We start from the raw sequence: 17,634 nt of genomic DNA on the forward strand, positions 1-17,634 counted from the left end.
ACTTCGCCGTGAATATGATCGAAGAACCAACGCTGTTTTGTATTGCGGGCGTCAGGTTGTGTTCGGTCAAACAGAATTCCAAGACCGGCCCGACGGGGCATTCTGCGCTGGCCGGGCCAAGCGGCCGCAGGAATTGGTGCGAACAAATGGGCCCAATTGACCGCACCGTATCTTATTTGGAGGCAAAAATCACCGATGGTGTTGATTTGATTGTCTGAGTTTCCATGGCTCTGGGTTCGAGGACAAATCAGTTGCCTTGTAAATTTCTTAGATCACGGCACTAAGTTTATTGGGCGATATGTCATTATTACCGTCATAATGACGTAACTTTCCGCGTTTTCGTCAAGATAGTCTATGCGGATCGAACAGCCTAGGCCTCATACTTTCATAAACGAAAGAGGAGGCGCGTTTTGAGCTGGAATATATGTGTCATAGGGGCAGGCAAGATCGGTCAGATGATCGCCAGCCTGCTGCAAGCATCGTCGAACTATTCAGTCACCGTGGCTGACCGCGATCTGTCGGCTCTGGCTGTGCTGAACAAGCAGGGGATTGCGACCCGGCAGATTGATGTGGGGGATGAGTCCCAGTTGACACAAGGGCTGAGCGGGTTCGATGCAGTGATCTCTGCCGCGCCGTTTTTTCTGACGCCGAAGATTGCCAAGGCGGCTAAGACGGCAGGCGCGCATTACTTTGACCTGACCGAGGATGTTGCGGCCACCAATGCCGTTCGAGAATTGGCTGAAGACAGTGAAACGGCGTTCATGCCGCAATGCGGCCTGGCACCGGGGTTTGTCGGCATCGCCGGGGCTGCATTGGCTTCGGAGTTCGATGAACTGGACAGCCTGCATATGCGGGTGGGAGCCTTGCCGCTCTATCCGACCAACGCGCTGAAATACAATCTGACATGGTCCACGGACGGGCTGATCAACGAATACTGCAACCCTTGCGATGCCATCGTGAATGGCGAGCGGGTCAAGACTGCGCCGCTGGAAGACTACGAAGTGCTGGGCCATGACGGTGTGGAGTACGAATGCTTCAATACCTCAGGCGGTCTGGGCACGCTGCCCGAGACGCTTGAAGGCAAGGCGCGGGCGGTGTCCTATCGCTCGATCCGGTATCCCGGTCATTGCGACATCCTGAAGCTGCTGCTCAAGGATCTGGGGCTGGAACGCCGCCGTGACCTGCTGAAGGACATCTTCGAGACCGCACTGCCGCGCACCGATCAGGATGTGGTTTTGGTCTACTGCACCGCGAAAGGCATGATTGACGGCGCGCTGCGTGAGAAATCGCTGATCAACAAAAGCTTTGCCCGCACCCTCAATGGACAGGTCTGGAGCGCCATTCAGGTCACCACCGCCGCAGGCGTTCTGGGCGTGGTCGATCTGATGCGCACCGGGGGTGTGCCCACAAAAGGGTTTATCCGTCAGGAACAGGTGAACCTGTCCGATTTCCTGAACACCGAATTTGGCCGGCTCTATCGCGCCGGTGATGTAACCGAACAGAACAAGGCGGCCTGAGATATGAAAGACATCGTGATGACTGCACAAACCACCCTCTCAAATCTGGACCTGACCGAGGCTGAGCTGACGGGAGGCAGCCTGAAAGTGACCTCTCCAATCGACGGATCTGTGCTGGCCGAGGTGCATGAGACGCCCGCTGCCGAGATGGAGGCTGTCTTTGCCAATGCAAAAGCCGCGTTTAAGGCCTGGCGCGTTGTACCCGCCCCGCGCCGGGGTGAATTGATCCGCCTATTGGGCGAAGAACTGCGCGCCGCCAAAGACGATCTGGGCGCGCTAGTCAGTTGGGAGGCCGGCAAGATCACCTCGGAAGGTCTGGGCGAGGTGCAGGAGATGATCGACATCTGCGACTTTGCCGTCGGTTTGTCGCGCCAGTTGTATGGTCTGACCATCGCATCGGAACGCCCCGGCCACCGGATGATGGAAACCTGGCACCCAGCCGGTCCGGTCGGTGTGATTTCGGCTTTCAACTTCCCTGTAGCAGTCTGGTCCTGGAATGCGGCACTGGCGCTGGTTTGCGGCGATCCCGTGATCTGGAAACCATCGGAGAAAACCCCGCTGACTGCGATGGCCTGTCAGAAGATTTTTGAACGAGCACTGGCACGGTTTGGGGACGCGCCCGATCACCTGCTGCAAACGCTGATCGGTGGCGCCGCGCTGGGCGAGGCGCTGGTGACCAGTGAGGATGTTCCGGTGATCTCGGCCACGGGCTCAACCCGCATGGGCCGAGCCGTGGCCCCCATCGTGGCGCAGCGTTTTGGTAAGTGCATTCTTGAACTGGGCGGCAACAACGCGATGATTGTTGGCCCTTCGGCCGATCTGGAAATGGCGGTGCGCGCGATTGTGTTCTCGGCCGTCGGTACCGCCGGTCAGCGCTGCACGACGTTGCGACGTCTGATCGTTCATAACTCGATCCGTGCAGAACTGATAAGTCGTCTGAAAAAGGCCTATGCCGGTCTGCCCATCGGAGACCCACTGGCCGAGGGCACGCTGGTCGGCCCGCTGGTGGACGAAGCCTCTGGTTCGGCAATGACAGCCGCGTTGGAGGCTGCAAAGGACGAAGGTGGCACCGTGTTCGGCGGCAACCGCGTGACCGAAGGCGTCCCGTCGGGCGTGTATATGGAACCTGCCATTGTGGAAATGCCCGGTCAGACAGCGGTGGTGAAGACCGAAACCTTTGCTCCGATCCTTTATGTCATCGGTTATGACGATTTCGACGACGCGATTGAGCTGCAGAACGACGTGCCGCAAGGCCTGTCGTCCTGCGTGTTCACGCTCAATATGCGCGAGGCTGAGCAATTCCTGACGGCAGCCGGATCTGACTGCGGCATCGCCAACGTCAATATCGGACCCTCGGGGGCCGAGATCGGCGGCGCGTTTGGTGGCGAAAAGGAAACCGGAGGTGGACGCGAAAGCGGTTCGGACGCCTGGAAAGCCTACATGCGGCGCCAGACAAATACTGTAAACTACTCGGCGGAATTGCCACTGGCGCAAGGCGTGAAGTTTGACATCTGATTTAGCTGCCCGGCGGTGCCTGATGGTGCCGCCGGGTCAGTCCGCAAACAGGTAATCCAGCCGCATCACGGCCTGGGCTGTGTCTTGTGAAACTCCTAGGAAACTGGCAATTGCTGCCTCGTTTTCAGCGCGCGGGCTGTTTTCCCGAATGCGCAAATACCCGTCAAACCCCACAGCGCGGATCAGTTCGGATTCATAAGCCAGCGAATTGCGCAGAGTCGGCACAAGCTTCGCGACAGATTCGGCGGGGCTATTCTCACCGGCCAATCCGACCCGGCGGGCGTGACCGATCAGGTAATCGTCAGAGTGCTCGCATTCGATTTCAAGCACATGGGTGATGACCTGATCCGAGCAGAAATCCTGAATGATCTCCAGATTGGCAGGATCGACGCAAATCACCAGTTTGTCGGATTCGAAGGCGTCGAACAGCATCCGTACCACTGCGCGCCGGTGGCGGGAGCGTTTGTCCAGAGTCGTTTCAATCCCACCGAGATCGGGCAGGGGAGTGTCCTCTTCGTTAAACAGGTATTCGACGCAGGGAATAGCGGTCTCGGATGCGATTTGATCGACGAGGCGTTTGGCGACATGCCATTTTTTGCACGCGATGATAAGGATTTCACGCTCGGAGCCTAGTGAATTCCCAATCTCCCAGAACCGTCGACCAAAACGGCGGCCGACCCGTCCACGCCCGGTGAGAAAACCATGGAGGTTGCGACCCTCATTCGAAATTTTGAACTCGACACCTTCGCTGGCATAGAGCTTGCCCAACCGCTCTTTCAACTCATGCGCTTCGGAGCTGATCTTGCGGGCAAACAGGTAATCCTGCCCTAAAAGCATGTCATAGTGATCGTTGTAGAAGGTGACCGGCATCCCGTAGTCTGAGAACATCAGGAAGGTCGGGGTTCGGTTTTCAATTTCCTCCCGAGGGATCAGATGGCGGACGAGGGTCTGAAAGAAGGTCTCATCGGGAATCCAGGTGGTCGAGAAAAAGCGGATCACATCCGGGCGCTGTTTCAGAAAGTCGAGGATCATCTCGACCGTCCGTCGGCGCAAGCACCACCATTGGCTGCCAATCATAATCTGAAGATCAGCCGGAGTGTCACGCGTCAGACCAAAGCGTTTTTGAAAACCGTATGAGGTGTAAAATAGCCGGCTGTGCGTCCGCTCGTTAAAGAAATGGCGATAGATCAGCCGGTCTTCTTTCATACCGGTTTTGATCCAGTTGCTGGCAAAGAAATCGTGGCTTTCCACGAAGTCCTTGTCGTTTTCGTCCAGAAACCAATGCGTATACTCTGCCGTTTTGATCGCCATGCAATCGCCGGACAGCATGTAAAAATGGGTGGCCCGCGGAAATGCATCAACGGCGGCTTGCACGGCATACAATGTCGCCTGAACCAGAGACCAACCACCCCAGCCACATTTGATGCGCTTTGTCGCGAACGTAACGTTCGGGTTGTCTTTCAAAGCGCTGTGAATGCGATCATAGGCGACTACGCTGGCTCGGGCATCAAAGTGAATGGCCATGCAGTCTCCTGTGGCCGTAAGCTGCTCGGCCTGCGCGATGATCGCGTCAGGATCCTTGTGGCACAATAGAATATAGGCAACCCTTGCCATATTGCGTCTGAGATGTCCGTTTCTGCCTGTTTGCACTCTGATACTGAGGATGAGCGATTGAATAAACAGAATATTTTTGGTTTTTTGGTTACAAATACGGGCGTGTGGTATGAGTTTTGACCTGTTGAGGAGGCACAGCAGATGGGTTTTCCCGGTACATGGATGACCGAAAGTGAGAGCATGGTGTACCGTGTTGTGCCGAAATGCGCCTGCTCAACCATCGGGCAGATCATGTTTTATTCTGATCACGGACGCTTCTTTGATGGCGATATCCATGACGCTCAGGACGGTATACACAAATGGGCCTTTGGCGACAGTCAGGACCCGATAACTAAGAATGTCCGCGATCACAGGGCATACTCTTTCACTTGCGTACGTAACCCATACACCCGAATCTTGAGCTCGTTTTTTGACAAAATCTGCGGTATTCAGCGCAACGGTAAGCGCTATCGTGGGAACCTGGTGCCGACGTTGATCTACAATTACGGGATCGAAGTGGGAGGAGATGACGGCAAGGGTGAGTTCGACCAGATCGCCAGTTTCCGTCGGTTCCTGTTGTTCGCCCGGGATACGATCCGTTGGCGTAGACCTATGGACCCCGACATACACTGGTCGGCAATGTCAGGCCACGTGTCCACCTTTATCGTGAATGGCGGGAGGTACGACCGCATCTTCTGGACCGAGCAATTTAACGATGGGATGCAGGGTGTCCTGGACAATCTGGACACGCCGCATGCAGTTAACCTGTCCGAGATTCCGCGGTTCAACGAGTCCGAAGGCCACGGACCCAAGCGCGCGCATCCGGTTGAGGATTATTTCGACGATTTGTCGATGCATTTGGTTTACGAAATTTACAAACAGGATTTCAAACTGTTCAAATACGATTTCGAGAACCCAGCGAATAAGATGCCGATTGGCGAAATTGATCTGGACGAAGTTCACGCCAAACTGGGTGACTGATCCGTCAGGCAAGTACTCCCGCCCATCGTCGATGTCTCTGACGAGACATCTCCTCTGGTTGGGCCCGGCGCCGCGCTGTGCGCGGCGCCGGGCCCAAGGCCGAACGTGGCATCGGCGTAGCCGATGGTGCGCTTCGGGCACGGGAGCATTCCTGGAATGGGACAAGCCGGCTCTGTAGCAAGCCAGCTTGCCCAGGTCAGACCTGACGCACAGCGCCTTTTGCTGCGCTGGTGGTCAGCTTTGCATAAGCCTTGAGTGCGGTTGATACCTTACGCTTGCGAGGCTCGGCTGGCACCCAGCCTTTTTCGTCCTGCTCTTCACGCCGCGCAGCAAGTTCTTCGTCTGACACGGCCAGATGGATAGAGCGGTTGGGGATGTCGATCTCGATCTTGTCACCCTGTCGTACCAGACCGATCTCACCGCCTTCGGCTGCTTCTGGTGAGACGTGGCCGATCGACAGGCCGGAAGTACCGCCCGAGAAACGGCCATCGGTCAGCAGTGCACAGGCTTTACCAAGACCTTTGGATTTCAGATAGGAGGTCGGGTATAGCATTTCCTGCATCCCTGGACCACCACGGGGGCCCTCGTAGCGTATGACCACAACGTCGCCCGCTTCGACCTTGCCAGTCAGGATGTCATTCACCGCCTGATCCTGGCTTTCGCAGACATAGGCCGAGCCGGTGAAGGTCAAGCTGCTTTCATCCACGCCTGCGGTTTTCACGATACAGCCGTCACGGGCGATGTTGCCGAACAGAACGGCAAGGCCGCCATCCTGGCTAAAGGCATGTTCCTTGTTTCGGATCACGCCATTTTCGCGATCGGTATCCAGTTCCTTGTAGCGGTTCGACTGGCTGAACGCCTGCGTTGTACGCACGCCGCCCGGAGCGGCTTTGAAGAGTTCCTGCGCCTTGGGGTTGTTGGCAATCTTAATATCCCAGTTTGCGATTGCCTCACCCATGGTGGCCGAGTGTACGGTGCTGCAATCTTCGTGCAGCAACCCGGCTCGACCGAGTTCTCCGAGGATCGAGAAGATGCCGCCAGCGCGGTGGACGTCCTCCATATGCACATTCTCGGTGTTCGGCGCGACCTTGCACAGGCAAGGCACTTTGCGGCTGAGCCGGTCCATATCCGCCATGGTGAAATGCACCTCGCCCTCATGTGCGATCGCCAATAGGTGCAGAACGGTATTGGTTGAACCGCCCATGGCGATGTCGAGGCTCATCGCGTTCTCGAAGGCTTCGAAGGTGGCGATTTCACGCGGGAGGAAGCCTTTCTCGTTCAGATCGTAGTGACGCTTGGTGATCTCAACGATCCGGCGGCCCGCCTCAAGGAACAGTTCCTTGCGGTCCGCATGGGTGGCCAGGGTCGAGCCGTTGCCCGGCAGCGCCAGACCCAGCGCCTCGGCCAGGCAGTTCATCGAGTTTGCAGTGAACATGCCGGAGCACGACCCGCAGGTGGGGCAAGCGTTTTCCTCGATATGTTTGACCTGCTCGTCGGTGTAGTGATCATCGGCCGCTGCAACCATTGCGTCGACCAGGTCGATTTTCTTGACGTCCAGATCTTCGATGTCGATCTTTCCAGCTTCCATCGGTCCACCAGAAACAAAGATCGCCGGGATGTTCAGGCGCATTGCGGCCATCAGCATGCCGGGAGTGATCTTGTCACAGTTCGAAATACAGACCATGGCGTCGGCGCAGTGGGCATTGACCATGTATTCGACCGAATCCGCGATGACTTCGCGTGAAGGCAGCGAGTACAGCATACCGTCATGGCCCATAGCGATACCGTCATCGACGGCGATGGTGTTGAACTCCTTGGCGACACCGCCTGCGGCCTCAACCTCGCGCGCGACCATCTGGCCCAGATCCTTCAGGTGCACATGCCCGGGTACGAACTGGGTAAACGAGTTGACGATAGCGATGATCGGCTTGCCGAAATCGCTCTCGGTCATGCCGGTGGCGCGCCACAGGCCACGGGCACCGGCCATGTTGCGGCCATGGGTAGAGGTTCTGGATCGGTACATTGGCATGATGCTGTTTCCCTTTTGCCCCGGTTGCGATATGCGGGATATGTGCGTTATAGCGCACGTATCACATGTGCGCTATAACGCACAAGGGGATTCGAAAGACGATTGACATGGCACCGGAAGACATAACGCTGAAATTACGGGATGTGCGGGCGGCCTCGGGGTTGAGCCTGTCCAAGGTGGCCGAGATGACGGGCGTGAGCAAAGCCATGCTGGGCCAGATCGAGCGCGGCGAATCCAGCCCGACCATCGCGACACTGTGGAAGATCGCCAAAGGGTTCCAACTGCCTCTGAGTGCCCTGATTGGCTCGGAAACCCTGCGCGATACGCCCAGTTCGGATGTGTTTCGAACCGTGACCTTTCCCGGCAGCCTTGAGGTCAAGATCGTCTTTCCCTTTGATCCCGCGCTGCGGGCCGAGACGTTTCACGTCAACCTCTCGCCCAATCAGGTTCACGACTCAGCTGCACATGCCACAGGTGTAACCGAAGAGGTATTTGTGCTGACCGGTGAGCTCGACATTCTACGGGATGGCGAGTGGGTGCCGTTGCAGGCCGGGCAGGGGCTGCGCTTTGCGGCGGACCTGCCCCATAGCTATCGCGCGGGCGAACAGGGCACGGCGTTTCTGAACATGCATCATTATGCACAGCTTGATGCGCTGGCCGCGATTGGCTGAGAACATGGCTGCATTTCTGAACACTCTGACACTGGCCGATGCCATCGGGTCTTTCGGGGCTCTGGTCGTTGTGGCCGCCTATTTCGCCACCCAGATGCGGATGATGAATTCCGAGGACCTGGCCTTTCCGGTGCTAAACCTCGCCGGGTCGGTTCTGATTGTCTACTCGCTGCTGCAGAATTTCAATCTGGCCTCGATGCTGATCGAGGGGTTCTGGATTCTGATCAGTCTGATCGGAATCATCCAGTTTTTCCGGCTGAGACGCACGCGATAGCCCCGTAAACCCCCTTCCAGCCTTGAACCCGCATGTCCGCGCGTATAGGGACAGATCAAGCGTGCTTTGGGGAGGCTTTGATGCAGGACGATCCGAAAACCCTCGTTTCAACCGAATGGCTTGCCGCCCATATGAAAGATCCCGATTTGCGGATTTTGGATGGGTCTTGGTATCTGCCTCAGCAAGGGCGGGACGCTAAGGCGGAATATGACGCGGGTCACATTCCCGGCGCACGGTTTTTCGATATTGATGAGATTTCCGACCACCGCTCGGACTTGCCGCATATGGCCCCTCCGGTCGAGAAATTTATGTCGCGCCTGCGGGCCATGGGCGTGGGCGACGGCCATCAGGTAGTGGTTTACGACGGTGCTGGTCTGATGTCTGCAGCGCGTGTCTGGTGGCTGTTCCGGCTGATGGGGCAGGAGAATGTCGCTGTTCTGGACGGAGGCATGCCCAAATGGCTGGCCGAGGAGCGCGAAGTTGAAGATTTGCCCCCCGTCATCCGTGACCGTCACATGACCGTGCGGGTGCAGAACCATCTGGTGCGCGACGTCACGCAGGTGTCCGCCGCTGCCAAACTGGCCGATCATGAGATCATCGACGCCCGTTCCGCTGGCCGCTTTGCCGGTGCAGAGGTTGAGCCTCGCGAGGGTTTGCGATCGGGCCATATTCCGGGCTCACGCAACGTGCCCTTTGGCAATCTTCTGAACAAGAACGGTACGATGAAGTCGCCCGACGACTGCCGCGCCGTGTTCGAAGCGGCAGGTGTGGATTTGTCGAAGCCTGCGATCACCTCCTGCGGGTCGGGTGTGACCGCCGCGATCCTCAGCCTTGCGCTTGAGCGCATCGGCAAAAAAGACCATTCGCTTTATGACGGCTCCTGGGCTGAATGGGGTGCCTTCCCGACCCTGCCCGTCGCAACCGGAGAGAACTGATGTTCGAAAACCTCAAACCGCAGCCCGCCGACAAGATCCTGGCGCTGATGCAGGCGTACCGCGAAGACCCGCGCGATCAGAAGATTGACCTGGGTGTTGGCGTCTACAAGAATGCCGAGGGCGTGACCCCGGTGATGCGCGCGGTGAAAGCTGCCGAAAAGCGCATTCTGGAAGAGCAGGAGAGCAAGGCATACACTGGCTTGGCGGGTGATCCGGCCTATGCCGATGCGATGATCGGCCTGATCCTGAGCACCTCTGTGCCGCGGGCTAACATTGCCGCCGTGGCTACTCCGGGCGGCACCGGTGCCTGTCGTCAGGCGTTCGAGATGATCCGCATGGCCAACCCTTCGGCGCGTGTGTTCGTTTCTAATCCGACTTGGCCAAACCATCTGTCGATCCTGAACTATCTGGGGATGGAGATGGTTCCCTATCGCTATTTCGATGGCGAAACCCGCGGCGTCGATTTCGATGGCATGATCGAAGACCTGAAGACCGCCAAGGCGGGCGACGTGGTTCTGCTGCACGGCTGCTGCCACAACCCGACCGGCGCCAATCTGAACATGGTGCAGTGGCAGGAGGTCGTAAACCTGATCAACGAACTGGGCCTCGTGGCGATGATCGACATTGCCTATCAGGGCTTTGGTGATGGTCTGGAAGAGGATGCGCAGGCGACCCGTCTGGTGGCGTCCTCGGTCAAACGCTGCCTAATAGCAGCGTCCTGTTCAAAGAACTTTGGCGTGTATCGCGAGCGCACCGGCCTGCTGATGGCGATCAGCGACGACGCGGCGCAAACCGCCCTGAATCAGGCAACGCTGGCATTCCTGAACCGCCAGAACTATTCCTTCCCGCCAGATCACGGTGCGCGGGTCGTGACCACGATTCTGAATGATGACGCTCTGCGCGCCGACTGGGCTGCTGAACTGGAAGAGGTGCGCCTGTCCATGCTCGGCCTGCGCCAGCAACTGGCCGACGAACTGCAGCGCCTCAGCGGCTCGGATCGATTCGGCTTCATCGCCCAGCACCGTGGCATGTTCTCTCGCCTTGGTGCCGCACCGGAACTGGTCGAGAAACTGCGTGCTGACCACGGCATCTATATGGTCGGCGACAGCCGCCTCAATATCGCTGGTCTGAATGCAAACACCGTGCCGATCTTGGCTAAAGCGATCATCGACGTGGGTGTCTAAGCGACCCGGCATCAAAAAACAAAAGCCGCGCAGTCCAGCGCGGCTTTTTTAGTTCTATCCAAAAGGAAAAGCCGGGCGCGAACGCCCGGCCTTCGATTTTAGTTCTCAGGTCTTAGCCCTTGGAGAACTCCGGGTAGGCTTCCATACCCAGCTCGCCCATATCCAGACCGTTGATCTCTTCTTCCTCACCAACCCGCAGGCCAACTGTTGCCTTCAGGATCGAGAAGAGGATGAAGCTAACCACGAAGACAAAGATCCCGATCGCTGCAAAGCCGATGATCTGGGTCACGAAGCTTGCGTCACCGTTGGTCCAGGCCACGATGAAGGTACCCCAGAAGCCTGCGATCAGGTGAACCGGGATCGCGCCGACGACGTCGTCGATCTTCATGCGGTCCAGCATCGGAACCGTCAGAACAACGATCACACCACCGATTGCACCGATGATCAGAGCTTGGAACAGCGACGGAGCCAGCGGTTCGGCGGTGATCGACACCAGACCGGCCAGAGCACCGTTCAGCACCATGGTCAGGTCGACCTTGCCATACATCACCTGCGTCAGGATCAGCGCGGCAACGGCACCGGCCGCAGCGGCCATGTTGGTGTTGGCGAAGATGCGGCTGATGTCGGCCATGTCACCGATAGTGCCCATTGCCAGCTGCGAGCCGCCGTTGAAGCCGAACCAACCCAGCCACAGGATGAACGTACCCAAGGTTGCCAGCGCCAGGTTCGAACCGGGGATCGGGACCACTTTGCCGTCCTTGTTGTACTTGCCGATACGCGGGCCCAGTACGATGGCCCCCGCCAGCGCTGCAAAGCCACCTGCGGCGTGCACCAGTGTCGAGCCAGCGAAATCGCTGAAGCCCATCTCGGACAACCAACCGCCACCCCACTGCCAGGACGCCTCGATCGGATAGATGATGCCGGTCAACACGATCACAAAGGCGAAGAACGGCCATAGTTTGACGCGTTCTGCCATGGTGCCCGAAACGATCGAGGCGGTGGTGGCGCAGAACATCAGCTGGAAGAAGAAGTCCGACCCGACAGAGGCGTAGGACAGGTCGGTTTCAACACCTTCAAGGCCAACCGGTTCCAGCGACGTTGGTGAGAACGCCCCGAGGATACCGGAAATGGTCCAGCCATCGCCCGGGTACATCAGGTTGAAGCCGACCAGCCAGTACATGATGGCGGCAAAGGAAAACAGACCCATGTTCTTGATCAGCTGCATGGCCACGTTCTTGGAACGCACCAGACCGGCCTCGAGCATGGCAAAGCCAGCGGCCATCCAGAACACCAGGAACCCGCCAACCAAAAACAGCAGCGAGGTCAGAATGTATTGCGTGTGCTGCGCGGTTTCGCCAGCGGCGGCCTCTTGCGCAAGGCCCATCTGCGGCAGCGCGACGATCGCGGCGGCAGGGATGAGAGATTTCATCAGGTTCATTGTCAGTCCTCGAATGTTGTGAGTGGGGGCGCTTAGAGCGCCTCTTCGTTCGTTTCCCCGGTCCGCACGCGCATGGCTTGCTCTACATCGAGGACGAAAATCTTGCCGTCGCCGATCTTGCCGGTCTTGGCGGTTGTGGTGATGGTTTCGACGATCTGATCGGCCATTGTGGCAGGCACCACGATTTCCAGTTTGATCTTGGGCACAAAGTTCACGGCGTATTCGGCGCCACGGTAGATTTCTGTGTGGCCCGATTGAGAGCCGAAGCCCTTAATTTCGGTTACCATCATGCCGCGTACGCCTGCGTCGGTCAGTGCCTCGCGCACCTCCTCAAGCTTGAACGGCTTGATTGTCGCAATGATCAGTTTCACGTTAGTCCCCTCTGCTTTCCGGGTCTGTCCGGTCTGTTTTGCACCTGCAGAAAAAAGCGTGTCAGGGCGTTGTAAGGAACGGTTAAGGGGGTAATACGCTGGATAAATTGGCAGCAAGGTGCACAATTTTTGCACAGAAATACACGAATGATTAAAAAATAGGCAGAATGAAGAGGGCATTTGGCGGAAATTCATCCCTCTACTTCATCGCCGCGGCAGGGTATTGTGCCTCAAAACGATAACCGGGCAGAGTTTGAGCATGACTGAGTCCAGGCGCCGAAAGGCTCCGCTTGTTGCGGATAAAAGATACCCGTCGAAAGGCCGCAAGCCAGCGACGTCCAAACGCACCGCGAAACCCGCGGGCAAAAAGGCGGCTGCGCGAAAAACGACGACTCGAAAGACCACCCGAAAGAGAACCCGTAAGAAATCAGGTGGCAACGGAGGTGGATTCTTCCGCCGCCTGTTCCGTTGGGTCTGGCGTCTGATCTGGGGCATTACATGGCGCGTCGGGGCAGTGGCCGGCTTGCTATTGGCGCTTGCGGTTGGGGTTGTCTACACGTCGCTGCCCGATGTGGATTCCCTGCTGGATGGTCGTGCGCGCGGCTCGGTCACTTTGCTGGACCGTGATGGTAAGGTCTTTGCCTGGCGTGGGGATCAGTTCGGCGGGGTGATTACCGCCGATACCGTGTCACCTCATCTGAAAAACGCCGTTGTCGCCACTGAAGACAAACGATTCTACCGCCATTTCGGTGTCAGCCCACGCGGCGTCGCCAGCGCCGTGCGTATCAACCTGAGCGAAGGGCGGGGGCCGCTGTCCGGCCATGGCGGCTCGACCATCACGCAGCAGACCGCCAAGCTGCTGTGTCTTGGCGTGCCTTACGTGCCCAGCGAATGGGAGTCTGAGGCCGCTTATGAGTCCGATTGCCGTCAGGGATCCCTTTGGCGCAAGGCCAAGGAAGCGGTTTATGCGATGGCGATGGAGGTCAAGTACTCCAAGGACGAGATTCTGACCATCTATCTGAACCGCGCCTTCCTGGGCGCGGGCGCGCGCGGGTTCGAGGCTGCGAGCCAGCGCTACTTTGGTATCTCGGCCGCCGAGGTGAACCCGTCACAGGCCGCAATGCTGGCCGGCCTGCTGGTCGCGCCGACACGTTACGCGCCCACGAACAACCTGCAACGCTCGCAGGACCGGGCACGGCTGGTAATTGGCTTGATGGAGGCGCAGGACTATCTGACCGCCTCGCAGGCCAGCACGGCACGCAGCAACCCGGCGCAATTGTCCGAGGCGGCTGCGGCGCGCGCTGGTGGCTATTTCGCCGATTGGGTGATTACCGAGTTGCCGAGCTTCTTTGGTACCGACACCACGGATGATGTGGTGATCCGGACCACGCTGGACCAGCGCTTGCAGAAATCTGCAGAAGAGGCACTGCAATATATCTTTCAGGAGAAAGTGCGAGAAGGCTCCAAAGCTCAGGCGGCCATTGTCGTGATGTCGGCGGATGGGGCCGTGAGGGCGATGGTAGGCGGACGCAAGACGCGTGTGTCAGGTGCGTTCAACCGGGCCACGCAGGCGCTGCGCCAAACCGGGTCTTCTTTCAAACCCTTCGTTTATGCCACGGCGCTGGAGCTGGGGTATTCGCCACTGGATACAGTTGTGGATGAGCCCTATTGCATCAACATTCCAGGTTCGGGCCAGTGGTGCCCCGAGAACTACACCAGAAAGTACTATGGTCGCGTCACACTGGCGGATGCGCTGAAGAATTCGCTGAACGTCCCAGCTGTAAAAGTGGCTGAGGTTGCGGGGTTGGAAAATGTCCGCACCGTGGCCAGCGAGTTTGGTATCGAAAGCGATCTGGCGCAGGGTCCGGCTCTGGCGCTGGGCGCATCGGAAAGCACGCTGATCGAGATGACCGGGGCTTACGCCGGTATCCTGAACGGGGGCTCGGCCGTGGAGCCGTTTGGCCTGTCTGAGTTGAAGTTGCTTGGGGATGATACCCCAATGATGGTCAAGACATCAGGTATCGGCGAGCGGGTGATCAACGACAAAGCGGCCAAGCAATTGACCTGGATGATGATGCGTGTGGTGTCCGAGGGCACCGGCGCACGGGCGCAGCTACCCGGTTGGCAGGTTGCGGGCAAGACCGGCACGACGCAAGCGGCGCGGGATGCGTGGTTCATTGGATTCACGGCCGACTATGTGGCGGGGGTCTGGATGGGGTACGACGACAATACTCCCCTGTCGGGTGTAACCGGTGGCGGGCTGCCTGCCGAGATCTGGAAAGAGACGATGCTGCGCGTGACCGAAGGTATGACGCCCACGCCGTTGCCAATGTTGGCACCGGACCCGCCGGTGCGAACGGCACAGCCGCGGCAACAAAGACGTCGGCAGGGCAGTGGGTTTGAAAACGCCATCAACAACTTGCTGAACAACATTTTCGGAAACTGAGGCGCAAAAAAAAGGCGGTGCACCGGGCACCGCCTTTCGATTCAGTTGTGAGGCGTGATCAGAGACTGCTGTCCAGCGCTGCCAGGATCGCGTCACCCATCTCGGTGGTAGAGACCGGGGTAACGCCCTCATCGGCCAACAGATCCCCGGTGCGGACGCCATCGGCCAGCACTTTCTCGATTGCTGCTTCCAGACGGTCTGCTTCTTCGCCCTGATCGAAGCTGTAGCGCAGCGCCATAGCAAAGCTGAGAATACAGGCGATCGGGTTGGCCTTGCCTTGACCCGTGATATCCGGTGCCGAGCCGTGCACGGGCTCGTACATCGCCTTGGGGCGGCCGTTGGCCATCGGGGCACCCAGAGAGGCCGACGGCAACATACCCAGAGATCCGGTCAGCATCGCGGCACAGTCCGACAGGATGTCGCCGAACAGGTTGTCGGTCAGGATCACGTCAAACTGCTTGGGTGCGCGCACCAGCTGCATCGCGCCGTTGTCGGCGTACATGTGGCTCAGTTCGACCTCGGGGTAGTCCTTGGCCACACGATCCACGACCTCGCGCCACAGAATGCCCGATTCCATCACGTTGGCCTTCTCCATCGAGCAGACCTTCTTGTTCCGGCGCATCGCCAATTCAAAGGCCGAGCGTGCAGCGCGTTCGATTTCGGATTCAGTGTAGCGCTGGGTGTTGATGCCCACACGCTCGTTGCCTTCCTCGAAGATACCCCGTGGTTCGCCGAAATAGACGCCCGAGGTCAGCTCGCGCACGATCATGATGTCCAGACCAGCAACGATGTCCTTCTTCAGCGACGAGAAATCGGCCAGCGCGTCAAAGCACTGGGCCGGGCGCAGGTTGGAGTACAGATCCATCTCTTTGCGCAGACGCAGCAACCCGCGCTCGGGCTTGAGGCTGAAATCCAGATCGTCGTATTTCGGACCACCCACGGCGCCCAGCAGAACAGCGTCCACCTCTTGCGCCTTGGCCATTGTCTCATCGGACAGGGGCTTGCCATGCGCATCATAGGCTGCGCCGCCCACCAGGTCTTCGCTCACGTCAAAGTGAAGGCCGCGCTTTTCGCCGAACCAGTCGATGATTCTGCGCACTTCGGCCATAACTTCCGGGCCAATTCCGTCTCCGGGCAGGATGAGGAGCGAAGGGTTGGACATGAAGGATCTCCTTGCGTTTCGTCGCAAAGGCCCTAGCGTCTGCGCCGCATCGGGTCAATGAGACGCCCGGCCAAATCACGAGGAAAACACATGTTGATACCGGGAAATCCAGTTCCTGCGCTGAAAATCGAAACTGTGGGCCACGGAACATTCGATCTGGACACGGACAAGGGCGAAAACGGTACCCTGGTGATTCAGTACCGTGGCTTGCATTGCCCGATCTGCATCAAGCAGATGAAAGAGGCTGAGGCCGCTCTGGACGATTTCGCGGAGCTGGGTATCGAAGTGATCATGATCACTACGGATACGGCGGATCGTGCCGCTGAAACGGTCGAAAAAGCCGAAGTTTCGCGGTTGCGTGTGGGTTACGGCCTGCCGATGGCGGCGGCGCGCGAGGACTGGGGCCTGCACATCTCGACGGCGCGCGAAGGCAGTGCCGAGCCCGCCCTGTTTGCCGAGCCCGGACATTTCTTCATCTCACCAGACCGGATGCTGTACTACGCGTGGCAGCAGACGACACCTTTCGCCCGGCCAGCAATGTCCGACATTGTTGGGGGCCTGAAATTCACGCTGGGCAACAACTACCCGCCGCGCGGTACCTATACTGGCGAGCTTTGAAGGCTGGCCTTTAGCCCGTCGGTCAGCAAATCCCAGACTCTGCGAATACGCGGGGTCTGGCGCATGGCCTGAGGCGCAGCCAACCACACCGGCAGCGCCAGAACGTCTAGATTCGGCAGAACGATCTCGATATCCGGGTCGGCCTTGGCCACCTGAACCTGAGTAAACCCTAGTCCGCAACCTGCGCGGACCAACTGCCAATAAGCGCTTTGCAGATCGCACCTCGTGGCAAAGCTGTCTCTGGTGGCGGGCCAGCCGCGGTCGCGCATCTTGGTGATCATCTGTTCATTGGCATCAAAGCCGACCAGATCGTGGTCGAACAATTCATCGGGCTGCTCTGGTCGCCCCGCGCGATCCAGATAGGACCGGGCGGCACAGAAACACAGTTGCACATCCCCTATGTAGCGCGAGATGAGATCAACCTGCTCCGGGCGGTACATGCGTACGGCAATGTCAGCCTCTCGGTACAGCAAATTCTCGGTGGCGTCCGTGGCAACCAGCTCCAGCTGAATAGCCGGTTCCTGCGCCCGGATCTGCGCCAGAATCGGTGGTAACAGGTGGTGTGAGGCAAAGACCGAGGCAGTAATCCGCACTGACCCCTCCAATTGCTGCGCCTGACCTGCTGCTGCTAGGCTGAACGACGTCATGGCCGAGTGCATCTGCTGCGCCATCGGCAATAGTTGGGTACCTACCTCACTTAACTTCAGGCCGCGCGCGTGGCGATCAAAGAGCGACACGCCCAGTTCATCCTCGAGAGCGTGAATCTGGCGGCCAAGGGTTGGCTGGCTGCGGTTCAATTGTCGCGCCGCCGCAGAAAGCGAGCCGGTTTCCGCCACAGCCAGAAAACTTTGGATCAGCGACCAGTCGGCATGAGTAAGAGATTTGTCCATTCAAATATGA

The 17,634-nt window shown here is 58.4% G+C and carries 16 protein-coding genes; 10 read left to right on the forward strand and 6 right to left on the reverse strand.

Going from position 1 to position 17,634, the window contains the following annotated elements; genetic code table 11:
* Positions 1 to 8 precede the first annotated feature (8 nt).
* From ABLN94_RS14690 to ABLN94_RS14700, 3 genes are all read left to right on the forward strand, one after another.
* Positions 9 to 218 carry a hypothetical protein gene (locus ABLN94_RS14690; RefSeq protein WP_352993514.1) on the forward strand — a complete coding sequence of 70 codons (210 nt, stop codon included), beginning with the start codon at positions 9 to 11 and terminating at the stop codon, positions 216 to 218.
* 192 nt (positions 219 to 410) lie between these two features.
* Positions 411 to 1,517 carry a saccharopine dehydrogenase family protein gene (locus ABLN94_RS14695; RefSeq protein ID WP_352993516.1) on the forward strand — a complete coding sequence of 369 codons (1,107 nt, stop codon included), beginning with the start codon at positions 411 to 413 and terminating at the stop codon, positions 1,515 to 1,517.
* An 18-nt stretch (positions 1,518 to 1,535) separates the two neighbouring features.
* Positions 1,536 to 3,032 (forward strand): L-piperidine-6-carboxylate dehydrogenase, encoded by a 1,497-nt coding sequence (locus tag ABLN94_RS14700; RefSeq protein WP_417750525.1) that lies wholly within the window; start codon positions 1,536 to 1,538, stop codon positions 3,030 to 3,032.
* Between the two features lie 36 nt (positions 3,033 to 3,068).
* Here ABLN94_RS14700 and ABLN94_RS14705 read toward each other — a convergent pair whose 3' ends face one another.
* Entirely contained in the window at positions 3,069 to 4,646 is a 1,578-nt protein-coding gene (locus tag ABLN94_RS14705) for a DUF5928 domain-containing protein (protein ID WP_352993520.1), read from the reverse strand.
* Positions 4,647 to 4,787: 141 nt separating this feature from the next.
* On the opposite strand from ABLN94_RS14705, the gene ABLN94_RS14710 reads away from it, so the two are divergent.
* Positions 4,788 to 5,606 (forward strand): sulfotransferase family protein, encoded by an 819-nt coding sequence (locus ABLN94_RS14710; RefSeq protein WP_352993522.1) that lies wholly within the window; start codon positions 4,788 to 4,790, stop codon positions 5,604 to 5,606.
* A 196-nt stretch (positions 5,607 to 5,802) separates the two neighbouring features.
* On the opposite strand, the gene ilvD is transcribed toward ABLN94_RS14710, so the two are convergent.
* Positions 5,803 to 7,635: a dihydroxy-acid dehydratase gene (gene ilvD / locus ABLN94_RS14715; protein ID WP_352993523.1), complete on the reverse strand. Its 1,833-nt coding sequence runs from the start codon at positions 7,633 to 7,635 to the stop codon at positions 5,803 to 5,805.
* 107 nt (positions 7,636 to 7,742) lie between these two features.
* Between ilvD and ABLN94_RS14720 the strand changes: the two genes are divergently transcribed.
* From ABLN94_RS14720 to ABLN94_RS14735, 4 genes are all read left to right on the forward strand, one after another.
* A complete protein-coding gene (locus ABLN94_RS14720; RefSeq protein ID WP_352993525.1) occupies positions 7,743 to 8,306 on the forward strand; it encodes a helix-turn-helix domain-containing protein in 564 nt (187 codons plus the stop codon).
* Between the two features lie 4 nt (positions 8,307 to 8,310).
* The gene (locus tag ABLN94_RS14725; protein WP_170491509.1) at positions 8,311 to 8,580 is read left to right on the forward strand and encodes a CBU_0592 family membrane protein; all 270 of its coding nucleotides are present in this window, start codon (positions 8,311 to 8,313) and stop codon (positions 8,578 to 8,580) included.
* Positions 8,581 to 8,660: 80 nt separating this feature from the next.
* On the forward strand, positions 8,661 to 9,515 hold the full coding sequence (sseA, locus tag ABLN94_RS14730) for a 3-mercaptopyruvate sulfurtransferase (protein WP_352993527.1): 855 nt from the start codon (positions 8,661 to 8,663) through the stop codon (positions 9,513 to 9,515).
* The gene (locus ABLN94_RS14735) at positions 9,515 to 10,699 is read left to right on the forward strand and encodes an amino acid aminotransferase (RefSeq protein ID WP_352993528.1); all 1,185 of its coding nucleotides are present in this window, start codon (positions 9,515 to 9,517) and stop codon (positions 10,697 to 10,699) included. Before sseA ends, ABLN94_RS14735 begins: the two co-directional genes overlap by 1 nt.
* A 112-nt stretch (positions 10,700 to 10,811) precedes the next feature.
* Here ABLN94_RS14735 and ABLN94_RS14740 read toward each other — a convergent pair whose 3' ends face one another.
* Together ABLN94_RS14740 and ABLN94_RS14745 are read right to left on the reverse strand one after the other, a co-directional pair.
* Positions 10,812 to 12,137 (reverse strand): ammonium transporter, encoded by a 1,326-nt coding sequence (locus ABLN94_RS14740; RefSeq protein WP_170491411.1) that lies wholly within the window; start codon positions 12,135 to 12,137, stop codon positions 10,812 to 10,814.
* 32 nt (positions 12,138 to 12,169) lie between these two features.
* On the reverse strand, positions 12,170 to 12,508 hold the full coding sequence (locus tag ABLN94_RS14745; protein WP_170491408.1) for a P-II family nitrogen regulator: 339 nt from the start codon (positions 12,506 to 12,508) through the stop codon (positions 12,170 to 12,172).
* Between the two features lie 259 nt (positions 12,509 to 12,767).
* On the opposite strand from ABLN94_RS14745, the gene ABLN94_RS14750 reads away from it, so the two are divergent.
* A complete protein-coding gene (locus ABLN94_RS14750; RefSeq protein ID WP_352993530.1) occupies positions 12,768 to 14,954 on the forward strand; it encodes a transglycosylase domain-containing protein in 2,187 nt (728 codons plus the stop codon).
* Between the two features lie 58 nt (positions 14,955 to 15,012).
* Here the strand turns inward: ABLN94_RS14750 and leuB are convergent, their stop codons facing one another.
* Complete coding sequence (gene leuB, locus ABLN94_RS14755) at positions 15,013 to 16,116, reverse strand: 3-isopropylmalate dehydrogenase (protein WP_352993532.1); 1,104 nt, start codon at positions 16,114 to 16,116, stop codon at positions 15,013 to 15,015.
* Positions 16,117 to 16,206: 90 nt separating this feature from the next.
* Here leuB and ABLN94_RS14760 point away from each other — a divergent pair, with 90 nt between their 5' ends.
* The gene (locus ABLN94_RS14760; RefSeq protein ID WP_352993534.1) at positions 16,207 to 16,734 is read left to right on the forward strand and encodes a redoxin domain-containing protein; all 528 of its coding nucleotides are present in this window, start codon (positions 16,207 to 16,209) and stop codon (positions 16,732 to 16,734) included.
* Here ABLN94_RS14760 and ABLN94_RS14765 read toward each other — a convergent pair.
* Positions 16,716 to 17,624: a LysR family transcriptional regulator gene (locus ABLN94_RS14765; RefSeq protein WP_352993536.1), complete on the reverse strand. Its 909-nt coding sequence runs from the start codon at positions 17,622 to 17,624 to the stop codon at positions 16,716 to 16,718. The two genes, ABLN94_RS14760 and ABLN94_RS14765, sit on opposite strands and share 19 nt — an antisense overlap.
* Positions 17,625 to 17,634: the final 10 nt, after the last annotated feature.

It is taken from the genome of Ruegeria sp. SCP11 (assembly GCF_040329455.1).
GTDB lineage: Bacteria > Pseudomonadota > Alphaproteobacteria > Rhodobacterales > Rhodobacteraceae > Ruegeria > Ruegeria atlantica_E.

Coding starts and splice junctions, on each gene's coding strand:
- ABLN94_RS14760 (WP_352993534.1), top strand. CDS start 16,207: ATGTTGATACCGGGAAATCCAGTTCCTGCGCTGAAAATCGAAACTGTG.
- leuB (WP_352993532.1), bottom strand. CDS start 16,116: ATGTCCAACCCTTCGCTCCTCATCCTGCCCGGAGACGGAATTGGCCCG.
- ilvD (WP_352993523.1), bottom strand. CDS start 7,635: ATGCCAATGTACCGATCCAGAACCTCTACCCATGGCCGCAACATGGCC.
- ABLN94_RS14725 (WP_170491509.1), top strand. CDS start 8,311: ATGGCTGCATTTCTGAACACTCTGACACTGGCCGATGCCATCGGGTCT.
- ABLN94_RS14740 (WP_170491411.1), bottom strand. CDS start 12,137: ATGAACCTGATGAAATCTCTCATCCCTGCCGCCGCGATCGTCGCGCTG.
- ABLN94_RS14720 (WP_352993525.1), top strand. CDS start 7,743: ATGGCACCGGAAGACATAACGCTGAAATTACGGGATGTGCGGGCGGCC.
- ABLN94_RS14750 (WP_352993530.1), top strand. CDS start 12,768: ATGACTGAGTCCAGGCGCCGAAAGGCTCCGCTTGTTGCGGATAAAAGA.
- ABLN94_RS14705 (WP_352993520.1), bottom strand. CDS start 4,646: ATGGCAAGGGTTGCCTATATTCTATTGTGCCACAAGGATCCTGACGCG.
- ABLN94_RS14765 (WP_352993536.1), bottom strand. CDS start 17,624: ATGGACAAATCTCTTACTCATGCCGACTGGTCGCTGATCCAAAGTTTT.
- ABLN94_RS14710 (WP_352993522.1), top strand. CDS start 4,788: ATGGGTTTTCCCGGTACATGGATGACCGAAAGTGAGAGCATGGTGTAC.
- ABLN94_RS14700 (WP_417750525.1), top strand. CDS start 1,536: ATGACTGCACAAACCACCCTCTCAAATCTGGACCTGACCGAGGCTGAG.
- ABLN94_RS14735 (WP_352993528.1), top strand. CDS start 9,515: ATGTTCGAAAACCTCAAACCGCAGCCCGCCGACAAGATCCTGGCGCTG.
- sseA (WP_352993527.1), top strand. CDS start 8,661: ATGCAGGACGATCCGAAAACCCTCGTTTCAACCGAATGGCTTGCCGCC.